The organism is Ruegeria sp. C8, from assembly GCF_056537565.1.
In genome coordinates this window covers 694,347-705,172 of record NZ_JBQFRV010000001.1, presented here as the reverse complement: position 1 = coordinate 705,172, position 10,826 = coordinate 694,347, and the positions used below count along the sequence as shown (strand labels likewise).

Sequence of the window (10,826 nt, the reverse complement as noted above, 5' to 3'; positions counted from 1 at the left end):
TTCTCCTTAAGCTCGATCCGACGGGTTGCCGGGCATCAGGTCATAGGGGTGTTTCCAGCCAGGCTGCTCAGACATACGAGTCAGCCAGGCGTCGATGTTGGGCCAGTCGGCTCTGTCAAAGCCGAACGGTTCAGGATAGTAGAGGTATCCGCAGCAGCTGAGATCAGCGTTGGTCACGCTGTCCCCAACAATCCAGTCGCGGCCCTCAAGGTGATTGTTCAGTACATCGTAGGCCGCTTTCAGACGGCCTTGGTTGAAGGCAATCACATCGGCATTGCGGTGTTCTTCTGGCAGGAAGTTCATCAGAAACCGCGTCATGCCGGCCATTGAACTGAGTTTGTGATTGTCCCACAGAACCCAACGCAGAATGTCGTAGTTCTCTTCCCGTGTCTTGCCGCCGAACTTGCCGGATTTTTCGGTTACATAGGCCTGGATCGCGCCGGATTGGGAGGTTTTGAAATCGCCGTCGATCAGGAAGGGCGCTTCGCCCATTACATTTACGTCCGAGCGGAACTCGGGGCTGCGGGTGACGCCTTTGAAGAAATCGACAAAGACCGGCTCCCACTCAAGGCCGGACATTTCCAGCGCCAGAGCGGCTTTGTAAGAATTGCCGCTTTCACCGAAGCAGTGCAGTTTTATGGTCATGCGGTCGCCCCTCCCGTGGCGTTTTGTGCATCGTCCGCCCAAGCTTTTCGGCCTTGGTGCCTAGCGCTTGCGTGCCTCCAACTCGGAATTGAAGAGACGCAACCGGTGGGTCAGGTTGTCTTCGTCGATGACGCTGTTGAAGTTCTCGAACAGAAAAGACAGCGCTTCGCCTTCATCCAACCCGGCCTCGCGGGCGAAGCCGCGAAGTTTGCGATAGCCGTCCTCGGTCATGGCGACCGGGAAACGGCGGGTCAGGCGAAAGCGTTTGGGCATTCTGTCTCCTCCGAATAGTAGGGCCCGGGCGGTGTCGCCCGAGCCCAGACTTTGATCAGAAGTTCGCTGCGTCCAGAACCATCACCGTGTCTGCGCCGGTCTGAATGCGGGAAAGATGCATAGCTGTCGCGGGCAGGCGGCGGGCCATATAGAAACGGCCGGTGTTGATCTTGGTCTCGTAGAACTCTTTGTCAGAGGCCCCACCGTCCAGCGCGTCTTGAGCGGCCTTCGCCATCTGCGCCCACATCAGGCCCAGGCAGACATGACCGAACATGTGCATAAAGTCATAAGACCCGGACAGAGCGTTGTTGGGGTTCTTCATGCCTTCCTGCATGAAGTACATGCCAGCGGCCTGCAGATCCTTGGACGCTGCTTTCAGTGGTTCGATGAAGGCTTTATCGTAGGCTTCGTTCTGGCCCGCGTTTTCCTTGCAGAAGGTTTTGACCATTTCGAAGAACGCCATGACATGCTTGCCGCCATCCTGCGCTAGCTTACGGCCGACAAGGTCCAGCGCCTGAACGCCGTTTGCGCCTTCGTAGATCATGGCGATTCGGGCATCACGGGTGTATTGCGACATGCCCCATTCTTCGATGTAGCCATGGCCGCCATAGACCTGCTGCGCCTGAACGGTCATGTCGTAGCCTTCGTCGGTCAGGAAACCCTTGATGACCGGTGTCAGCAGCGAAATCAGCCCGTCCGCGTCTTTGTCTTCGGAACGGTGCGCCTTGTCGATCATGGTCGCGCCCCACAGCAGGAACGCTCTTGCGCCTTCGGTAAAGCTTTTCTGATCCATAAGGTTACGGCGGATGTCGGGGTGGACGATCAGCGGATCGGCGGGGCCGTCCGGGTTCTTTACTCCGGTCACATCGCGGCCCTGTAGGCGATCTTTGGCATATTCCAGGGCGTTTTGATAAGCAGCTTCGGCCTGTGAGACCCCCTGCATACCCACACCCAGACGCGCTTCGTTCATCATGGTGAACATGGCGCGCATGCCTTTATGCTCTTCGCCCAGCAGCCAACCGGTGGCCTCGTCATAGTTCATGACGCAGGTCGAGTTGCCGTGGATGCCCATCTTCTCTTCGATCTTGCCGACCGAAACGCCGTTACGCTCACCCGGGGTGCCGTCTTCGTTCACGATGAACTTGGGCACGATGAACAGCGAAACGCCCTTGATGCCTTCTGGGCCACCGGGGATTTTGGCCAAAACCAGATGGATGATATTGTCGGCCATGTCGTGATCACCGGCCGAGATAAAGATCTTCTGGCCCGAGATTTTATAGCTGCCGTCGCCCTGAGGTTCCGCTTTGGTGCGCATCAGTCCCAGATCGGTACCGCAATGCGGCTCGGTCAGGTTCATGGTGCCGGTCCATTCGCAGCTGATCATGTTCGGCAGGTATTTGTTCTTCTGCTCGTCCGAGCCGTGCGCCAGAATGGCCGAAGCTGCACCGTGGGTCAGGCCCTGATACATCGTAAACGCCTGGTTCGCGCCCGAGAACATCTCGCCCACGGCCGTTCCAATAACGTAGGGCATGTTCTGGCCGCCATACTCTTCCGGCATGTCGAGGCCAGTCCAGCCGCCTTCTTTCATCTGCTCGAAGGCATCTTTGAAGCCTGTGGGTGTGTACACGATACCGTTTTCCAAACGGCATCCTTCGGTGTCGCCGACAACATTCAACGGGAGAAGAACATTGGTGGCGACCTTGCCAGCTTCTTCCAGAACGGCGCCGGTGAATTCGGCCTCTAGTTCGTTGTAACCCGGAATGTCAGATTCCGAGATTTTCAGGACATCATGCAGGATGAACTGAGTGTCTTTTGTTGGCGCGTTGTAGACGGGCATGTGAAGCTCCCTTAATTCATATGTCCGGAGGGCAGGGCGAAGTTATTCGGCCGCCTTCTTTTCCTGTTTCATCGAGGCGATGACTTTTTCGCCCCAGCGCAACTGCTCTTTCAGATCGTCGATGGCCTGCGTCAGCTCTTCACGGCGCGATTCCATATCGGCCAGACGTTCGCACGCGATTTCATAGGTGCGCGACATCTGGGTCACCTGCTGGTCGCCCACGTGATACAGGTCCAGAAGCTGGCGAATTTCCTCAAGGCTGAAACCAAACCGCTTGCCGCGCAGAATCAGCTTTAGCCGCGCGCGGTCGCGTTTGGTGAACAGACGCTTCTGACCCTCGCGGATCGGAAACAGAAGTTCCTTCGCCTCGTAGAACCGCAAGGTGCGGGGCGTGACATCATAGGTCTCGCACATTTCACGGATGGTCATCAGATCTTCGGTCATTCGTCATACTCTCGTCACTGGCGTCGTCCGAATAGAGTTGCGCAGTTGCTGGACGCTTTACAACATGTAGGTGACGTTTACGTAATCCAGACGCTGCGTCATTTCTAAGTTGACGTAACTTCCAGTCGCGTAATGACGGGTTTTGCGAAATTTTCTTTCCCTAGGGGCAAGGGAAATTCGCCCTCAGACTGGTCCTAGGACGCGATTCCAAGGTGTATTGCTTGTTCTCACCAGAACCCTGAAGGGCCGGGGTGTTCTACTTGATGGACTTAGCCGTTTGGTCCCGAAGCTGTTTGAGGGCATCCATCGCCTCGTCAAGCTGCGCGCGCTGCTGGCGCAGCTCTTCCATCTGACGATCGGCCATTTCCACAAAAGTTGCCATCTGCGCTTCGTTGCCTTGATCTTCGTAGATCAACAGCCATTGGCGAATCTCTTCCAAAGGAAACCCGAATTTCCGGCCGCGCATGATCAGGGTCATGCGGGCGCATTCTCTGGGGCCATAGTACCGGGATCGCCCTTCACGATCGGGCTGCAAAAGCTCGATATATTCGTAGTAGCGCAGAGTGCGCGGAGTCACGTCGAACTCGGCACACATCTCTTTGAATGACAAACGGTTGTCGGACATTCGGGGTCTCCTCGGCAGCAACCTAGGACGTCATGCGAACAAGCGCAACAGGTGGGCTTGCCCTTTGATCGGATGGCGGCTCATAAAGGGGCAAGACAACAGGATATCACCATGGTCGACAAAGCAAAGCTAGCCCGCCAGTTTATCGAAGCCATTCCGCATGCGCGTGCGATGGGCCTTCATCTTAGCCAGATCGGGGAAGGTGAAGCCGAGATAACAATGCCTTACAACGAAGATCTGATCGGAGATCCGCGCACGGGCGTGATCCACGGTGGCGCGATTTCGACCATCCTGGATACCTGCTGCGGGGCCGCAGTCATGAGCCACCCGTCTTCACCGGGCGGAACAGCGACGATTGATTTGCGCATCGACTATATGCGCGCCGCCACGCCAGGGCAGAGCATCACCGCGCGGGCCAATTGCTATCACATCACCCGAAATGTGGCCTTCGTGCGTGCAACGGCGATGGATGATGATCTTGACCTGCCAGTGGCGACCGCTTCGGGGTCTTTCACGGTTGAGGGGAAGTAACATGGCTCGTTCCCGTCCCGAACCCATGCAAGTGGTCAAACAACGGCGCGACGCCGCCTTGCGCGCTTTGGTCGATGGCGTGCCCTATATCCGGTTCCTCAATATCAGTTTCGACCGGCGCGGGGATGAGCTGACCGGCGTGCTGAACTTTGACGAGAAACTGATCGGCAACCCGTTTCTTCCAGCCCTTCATGGCGGCGTTACCGCGGCGTTTCTTGAGGTCACTGCCGTGATTACGCTGAGCTGGGAGCACATGTTCTCGGACATCGAAAGTGGTGAAATTGATGCCGAGGCGATTGTCACGGATGAATCGATCCGCTTTCCCAAAACCATCGACTTTACGGTAGACTACCTGCGCTCGGGCCTGCCGCGCGACGCCTATGCGCGCGCCTTTGTGAACCGGGCCGGACGGCGTTACGCCTCGGTTCGGGTTGAGGCGTGGCAAGACAACCATGCCAAGCTGTTTGCACAGGCGACGGGGCATTTCCTGATGCCGCAACAGCCACGCGACTAGGGCTGAGCATGCAGGATGCCTCGGCACCCATAACTCACAAAAGGGTGCTGAAGATCGCGGTTCCCATTGTGTTGTCTAACGCGACTGTGCCGATCCTTGGCGCCGTGGATACGGGCGTTGTGGGGCAGATGGGGGCGGCTGCTCCGATTGGCGCGGTGGGCATGGGCGCGGTGATCCTGTCCGCGATCTACTGGATTTTCGGCTTTCTTCGAATGGGCACAACGGGCCTTGCGGCGCAGGCACGCGGGGCCGGAGAGACCGCCGAGATGCGCGCCTTGCTCATTCGCGGGTTGATGCTCGGCGGGGCGGCCGGCCTCGTGTTTATCTTTGCCCAGGTCGCAATCTTCAGTGGCGCATTCTGGCTATCCCCGGCCAGCCCCGAGGTTGAAACACTCGCGCGGTCGTACCTTGAGATTCGGATCTGGGGCGCACCCGCAACCATTGCCCTCTATGCGATCACAGGCTGGCTGATCGCGGTCGAACGGACACGGGGTGTGTTCCTGCTGCAGGTTTGGATGAATGGTCTGAACATCGTGCTGGACCTGTGGTTCGTTCTGGGGCTGGGCTGGGGTGTAGAGGGCGTGGCGATTGCGACCCTGATCGCAGAGTGGACCGGTTTGGCATTGGGTCTGTGGCTTTGCCGGGACGGGTTTGCCGGGAAAATCTGGCGCGACTGGCCACGCATATTCGATGCCACGCGGCTGCGTCGGATGGTGCAGGTGAACGGAGACATCATGATCCGCTCGGTTCTGCTGACTGGCTCTTTCACCACCTTCCTGTTCGTCGGGTCCGATTTGGGAGACGTCAATCTGGCGGCCAATCAAGTGCTGCTACAATTCCTTGAAATAACCGCTTTTGCACTAGACGGATTCGCCTTTTCCGCCGAGGCGCTGGTCGGAGGCGCGGTTGGCGCAAGGGACCGATACCAAGTACGGCGCGCCTCGGTCATGGCGTCTCAGTGGGGTGTCGGAGGCGCGGTGCTTCTCAGCGCCGTTTTCTTCTTTGCAGGTCCCGCGCTGATTGATCTGATGTCCACCTCTCCCGAAGTACGCGAGGCGGGACGCACGTTCCTGTTCTGGGCGGCTTTGGCTCCGATCATCGGTGTCGCAAGCTGGATGTTCGACGGTATCTATATCGGGGCCACATGGACCCGCGACATGCGCAATGCGATGCTGCAATCAGTGGCAATCTATGTGGTCGCTTTGTTCATTCTGGTGCCCGCGTTCGGCAACCATGGCCTGTGGGCCGCGCTGATGGTTCTGAACCTTGCGCGCGGCGTGACGATGGGCTGGCGTTATCTGAAGCTTGAAGCTCAGGTGGCCTAGAGCAGGGCGAGCAGATTTTCGGGTGGGCGGCCAATTGCGGCTTTATCGCCCGAGATGGCCAGAGGACGTTCGATCAGGATCGGGTTGTCCGCCATGGCTTGGATCAGCTCCGCATCCGGCGCGTCCTTTGACAGGCCCAGCTCCTTGAACCGTTTCTCGCCCGCGCGCATCATCTTGATGGCTGGCAGGTCCAGCAGAGATTGCGCAGCGCGCAATTCGTCGACCGAGGGAGCGTTCTCAAGGTATTTCCGAACCTCGATCTCTGCACCGCGCTCCTCTAGCAAAGCCAATCCCATGCGGGATTTTGAACAACGCGGGTTGTGCCAATATTCGATCACAGCCAATCCTCTCGCTTGCTGCCTACAGCCTGAGCGACGGTGTCAAACCCATCGCGGGCCAAAAGGTCATCCAGACCCTGCGCGATATCGGCGGCCAAGGACAGGCCGCCATAGACCATCGCGGTGTAAAACTGCACTGCCGACGCGCCTGCGCAGACCTTGGCGTAGGCCTGCTCCGCCGAGCTGACACCGCCCACACCGATCAGAGGGATTTTGCCATCGGTCAGCTGGCTCAAATGGGCCAGAACGCGGGTGGACTTCTCAAACAATGGCGCACCGGACAGGCCGCCTTTTTCGTCCTTGTGCGCACTAAGCAGCCCGTCGCGCGACAGAGTTGTGTTGGTGGCGATGACCGCATCCACTCCCGTTTCCGAGGCCACTTCGGCGATGTCCCGCAATTCATCCTCGGTCAGGTCAGGCGCGATTTTCAGGAAAATGGGCAGAGGGCGCGGCAGAGCGTCCCGCGTCTTGATCACACCACTCAACAAAGCGCCAAGGGCCGCCTTGCCCTGAAGATCGCGCAGCTTTTCGGTGTTGGGGGAGGAGACATTGACCGTCGCGAAATCCAGATGCGCGGCGCAATGGGCCAGCACTTTGGCAAAGTCGCCGGGCCTGTCATCGCTATCCTTGTTGGCACCGAGGTTCAGGCCGATCACCGCATCCTTAGGACGGCTGGCCAACCGTTCAGCCATCACCTCCATACCTTCATTATTGAAGCCGAAACGGTTGATGGCGGCTTTGTCCTCGGTCAGGCGGAACAGGCGGGGTTTCGGGTTGCCGGGTTGCGAGCGTGGGGTCACCGCTCCGACCTCGATGAACCCAAACCCTGCGCGGGAAAGAGGGGCCAGAACCTCTCCGTTCTTGTCGAACCCGGCGGCGAGGCCTACGGGGTTGGGCAGGCGCAGCCCTGCGAGTTCGGTCTGTAGACGCGATGACGTCACCGGTCCGGGCGTTGGCGCCAGGCCGGCCTGCAAGGCCTTGATCGACAGACCATGGGCCGCTTCAGGGTCCATACGGTGCAGGGCGGCGAGGCCCAGTTTCTCGGTCAGTTTCATCCGAAAGACGCGCCTCCTTGCGCGGTACCGCAGCGGATCAGGCGGGAGGTTGCGACAGCGGCCTGACGGTGGACCACCGCAGACCGGTAAACCGGGTCTGTTACCATTTCAAGAAACGCATGGGCTGTAGGATATCGGGCAATGAACACTTCATCCCAGACCTCGTCTTGCGGTCCGATCAATGTGGTCTGAAACGCCCCGCGCCACAGGATTGACGCACCGATTCTGGCGATGATCGGGGCGGTTTCAGTCCCGTAGTGCCGATAGGCTTCGGCGCCCGTCAGATCTTTATCTGCCAAAGCATGGCCCATCGGATAGTCGGCCTTGGCGCGAAACCTGACAAGGTTCAGCATCTCTATGGGTTGATCCCGATCCAATGCCTTGAAGGCTTCGAACTGTTCGCGGTCGGGATCAATATAGGCGGTCATACCATCTCGCTCGGGAATTGGTGGGTTTGACCATCGAAGGGCAGGGGGCGGGACCAGACCACGTCGCTCAGCCGGATTTGGCGGTAGAGATGCGGAAACAACGCCCCACCGCGCGACACTTCCCATTTCAAGTCGTCGCCCATGGCGTCAGCGTTGCAGCCAAGCAGTGTCAGACCTTCAACCCCAGCAAAGTGTTTGGCAGCGGTTTCCGCCGCCTGTTCGGCTGTCGAAAAGTGGACGAACCCGTCAGCGATATCAATTGGCGCGCCATCAGTTGCGCCATTTGCCTGCAACGCGGCCCATTCCTCGGCCCGGAATATCTTGTAGATCAGCATGAGGGTCTGATGCCCCGCATAGCCCGTGGAATCAAGCCGGATTTCCCCCTTTGACTCTTCCGCCGCATCAGCGCACGATCCCGAAAAACAATGACAGGGAGTTTCAACATGGTAAGCCGCCTTTTGACGTCGGTCGCGATCCTCGGCCTGAGTGCAGGCATCGCTGCTGCCGACTACAAGCTGACCATTCTGCACACCAACGACATTCACAGCCGGATCGAGTCGATCAACAAATACGATTCCACTTGCGATGCTGAAGATGAAGCCGAAGGGAAGTGTTTTGGCGGTGTGGCGCGTCTGAAAACAGCCGTTGACGCCAAGCGCGCCGAACTGGCGGATGAGAATGTACTTTTGCTAGATGCGGGCGATCCGTTTCAGGGCTCGTTGTTCTACACGACCTACAAAGGTGCCGCCGAAGCCGAGTTCATGGAAGCTATCGGTTATGACGTGATGGCCGTCGGCAACCACGAATTCGATGACGGCCCCGAAGGTCTGGCAGCCTTCATCGACGCGGTTAGCTTTCCCGTCATCTCGGGCAATCTGGACCTGTCCTCTTCGGCCGAGCTGAAGGACAAGGTGCAAAACCACGTGGTGCTTGAGGTGGGTGGCCAGAAGATCGGCATCATCTCGGCCCTGGCCACGGATACGGTGGACACGTCGAGCCCTGGCAAGGACGTTGTTTTTCAGGATGAGGTCGAAAGCCTGAAGGCGGATGTGGCGGCTTTGGAAGCCGAAGGTGTGGACATCATCATCGCGCTGAACCACGTGGGTTTGGCTCAGGATATTAAGATCGCCGAACAGGTGCCCGGCCTTGATCTGGTTGTCGGTGGGCACTCGCACACCCTGCTGTCCAACACGGATGAGGACGCGGCAGGTGCGTACCCGGTGATGGTGGGCGAAGTTCCGGTGGTTCAGGCCTATGCCTATTCGAAATATCTAGGCGAAATCACCCTGACCTTTGATGACGACGGCAATCTGATTTCGGCAGAGGGTGAGCCGATTCTGTTGGATGCCTCTGTCACACCAGACGAGGGCATCGCAGCCCGTGTCGCCGAAATGGGTGCCCCGATTGAAGAGATGAAGGGCCGCGTTGTCGCCAGCTCAGCTGCGACCATCGAAGGCTCGCGTGATGTCTGCCGTGTGCAAGAATGCGAGATGGGCAATCTGGTTGCAGATGCCATGCTGGCCCGCGTTGCGGATCAAGGCGCGCAGATCGCGATTGCGAATGCGGGTGGCCTGCGTGCCTCGATCGACGAAGGCGAGGTCACCATGGGCGAAGTGCTGACGGTCCTGCCGTTCCAGAACACCCTGTCGACCTTTGAGATCAACGGTCAGGGCGTGATCGACGCGCTGGAAAACGGCGTCAGCCAGGTCGAAGAGGTCAAAGGCCGGTTCCCGCAAGTCGCAGGCCTGACCTTTACATGGGACCCCTTAGCCGCCCCGAATGAAGGGCGCATCACCGAGGTGATGGTCGCCGATGGCGACGGTTTTGTTCCGATTGATCCCTCGGCCACGTATCTGGTGGTGACCAACAACTACGTGCGCAACGGCGGTGACGGCTACAGCGTCTTCGAAGGCGACGACAAGAATGCCTATGACTTCGGCCCGGATCTCGCGGATGTAACGGCGGAATATTTGGCAGAAAACGCGCCGTACCAGCCTTATCTGGATGGTCGTATCAAGCAGAAGTAAGACCTGAAAAGCCGTGCCCGTTGGGTGCGGCTTTTTTGGGTGAAATCGCATCCCGCTACGATCCGGGATTGGACAACGGACTGATGTGCGGACGGTTTGCAATCACTTTGCCCAATGACGCGATGGCGCAGCTGTTTGCCGCGCGCCCAGCGAATGCTTTGCCCGAAGTGCCCAACTATAACGTCTGCCCGACCAATCAGGTGCACGTCGTTCGCGCAGGAGATTCTGGTCGTCGCTTGGATGCGCTGCGTTGGGGCTTTCTGCCCCATTGGTACAAGGCCGAAAATGCAGGCCCCTTGTTGATCAACGCACGGGCCGAGACTCTGGCCGAAAAACCCGCTTTCCGCGACGCCTGTCGATCGCGGCGCTGCCTGATCGTGGCGACGGGGTTCTATGAATGGACTAAGACCCAACAAGGGACGCGCCTGCCATGGTACATCCATCGCAAGGACGGTGCGCCCACCGCCTTTGCGGGTGTCTGGCAGGATTGGGGGCCGGAACAGGCACGGCAATCCACCTGTGCCATCGTGACGACTCAGGCGAACCAGAACCTGTCGACCATTCACCACCGGATGCCTTTAATCTTGGAATCAGACGATTGGTCCCTTTGGTTGGGAGAGGCGGGAAAAGGTGCCGCGCGGTTGATGCAACCGGGTGCCGAGGATGTGCTGGAGTTTCATCGTGTCGACCCCGCCGTGAACTCCAATCGGGCGTCTGGCCCGGACCTGATCGAACTCATCGAGGACTAACAGCAGATGCGTTCCCTTTACTTGCGACCAAAAGG

The 10,826-nt window shown here is 58.7% G+C and carries 14 protein-coding genes; 5 read left to right on the top strand and 9 right to left on the bottom strand.

Features of this window, described 5'->3' with window-relative positions:
• Positions 1–6: 6 nt before the first annotated feature.
• From ACR0KL_RS03555 to ACR0KL_RS03535, 5 genes are all read right to left on the bottom strand, one after another.
• Positions 7–645: a glutathione S-transferase family protein gene (locus ACR0KL_RS03555; RefSeq protein WP_170676662.1), complete on the bottom strand. Its 639-nt coding sequence runs from the start codon at positions 643–645 to the stop codon at positions 7–9.
• A gap of 60 nt (positions 646–705) precedes the next feature.
• Positions 706–918 (bottom strand): hypothetical protein, encoded by a 213-nt coding sequence (locus ACR0KL_RS03550; protein ID WP_170374251.1) that lies wholly within the window; start codon positions 916–918, stop codon positions 706–708.
• Between the two features lie 55 nt (positions 919–973).
• Positions 974–2,755 (bottom strand): acyl-CoA dehydrogenase C-terminal domain-containing protein, encoded by a 1,782-nt coding sequence (locus tag ACR0KL_RS03545; RefSeq protein ID WP_170676660.1) that lies wholly within the window; start codon positions 2,753–2,755, stop codon positions 974–976.
• Positions 2,756–2,797: 42 nt separating this feature from the next.
• Entirely contained in the window at positions 2,798–3,199 is a 402-nt protein-coding gene (locus ACR0KL_RS03540) for a MerR family transcriptional regulator (RefSeq protein ID WP_170374246.1), read from the bottom strand.
• Positions 3,200–3,455: 256 nt separating this feature from the next.
• Positions 3,456–3,824 (bottom strand): MerR family transcriptional regulator, encoded by a 369-nt coding sequence (locus tag ACR0KL_RS03535; RefSeq protein WP_170374244.1) that lies wholly within the window; start codon positions 3,822–3,824, stop codon positions 3,456–3,458.
• A gap of 111 nt (positions 3,825–3,935) precedes the next feature.
• Here ACR0KL_RS03535 and ACR0KL_RS03530 point away from each other — a divergent pair, with 111 nt between their 5' ends.
• The 3 genes from ACR0KL_RS03530 to ACR0KL_RS03520 are packed head-to-tail and all read left to right on the top strand — an operon-like array spanning position 3,936 to position 6,194.
• Positions 3,936–4,355 carry a PaaI family thioesterase gene (locus ACR0KL_RS03530; RefSeq protein WP_170465671.1) on the top strand — a complete coding sequence of 140 codons (420 nt, stop codon included), beginning with the start codon at positions 3,936–3,938 and terminating at the stop codon, positions 4,353–4,355.
• A gap of 1 nt (position 4,356) precedes the next feature.
• Positions 4,357–4,869, top strand: coding sequence for a PaaI family thioesterase (locus ACR0KL_RS03525; RefSeq protein WP_170641038.1), 513 nt, complete (start codon positions 4,357–4,359; stop codon positions 4,867–4,869).
• Positions 4,870–4,877: 8 nt separating this feature from the next.
• The gene (locus ACR0KL_RS03520; protein ID WP_170641036.1) at positions 4,878–6,194 is read left to right on the top strand and encodes an MATE family efflux transporter; all 1,317 of its coding nucleotides are present in this window, start codon (positions 4,878–4,880) and stop codon (positions 6,192–6,194) included.
• On the opposite strand, the gene arsC is transcribed toward ACR0KL_RS03520, so the two are convergent.
• From arsC to ACR0KL_RS03500, 4 genes are read right to left on the bottom strand one after another with little or no spacing between them, the layout of a single operon-like run.
• Positions 6,191–6,532, bottom strand: coding sequence for an arsenate reductase (glutaredoxin) (gene arsC, locus ACR0KL_RS03515; RefSeq protein WP_170676655.1), 342 nt, complete (start codon positions 6,530–6,532; stop codon positions 6,191–6,193). The genes ACR0KL_RS03520 and arsC overlap by 4 nt on opposite strands.
• Entirely contained in the window at positions 6,529–7,587 is a 1,059-nt protein-coding gene (locus ACR0KL_RS03510) for a quinone-dependent dihydroorotate dehydrogenase (RefSeq protein WP_170676653.1), read from the bottom strand. The genes arsC and ACR0KL_RS03510 overlap by 4 nt, the downstream gene beginning before the upstream one ends.
• Positions 7,584–8,015 carry a DUF1330 domain-containing protein gene (locus tag ACR0KL_RS03505; protein ID WP_170639458.1) on the bottom strand — a complete coding sequence of 144 codons (432 nt, stop codon included), beginning with the start codon at positions 8,013–8,015 and terminating at the stop codon, positions 7,584–7,586. Before ACR0KL_RS03505 ends, ACR0KL_RS03510 begins: the two co-directional genes overlap by 4 nt.
• Entirely contained in the window at positions 8,012–8,350 is a 339-nt protein-coding gene (locus tag ACR0KL_RS03500; RefSeq protein ID WP_170374228.1) for a DUF952 domain-containing protein, read from the bottom strand. The genes ACR0KL_RS03505 and ACR0KL_RS03500 overlap by 4 nt, the downstream gene beginning before the upstream one ends.
• Positions 8,351–8,458: 108 nt before the next feature.
• Here ACR0KL_RS03500 and ACR0KL_RS03495 point away from each other — a divergent pair, with 108 nt between their 5' ends.
• Both ACR0KL_RS03495 and ACR0KL_RS03490 read left to right on the top strand, forming a co-directional pair.
• Positions 8,459–10,042: a bifunctional metallophosphatase/5'-nucleotidase gene (locus tag ACR0KL_RS03495; RefSeq protein WP_170676651.1), complete on the top strand. Its 1,584-nt coding sequence runs from the start codon at positions 8,459–8,461 to the stop codon at positions 10,040–10,042.
• An 83-nt stretch (positions 10,043–10,125) separates the two neighbouring features.
• Complete coding sequence (locus ACR0KL_RS03490; RefSeq protein ID WP_170676718.1) at positions 10,126–10,791, top strand: SOS response-associated peptidase; 666 nt, start codon at positions 10,126–10,128, stop codon at positions 10,789–10,791.
• Positions 10,792–10,826: the final 35 nt, after the last annotated feature.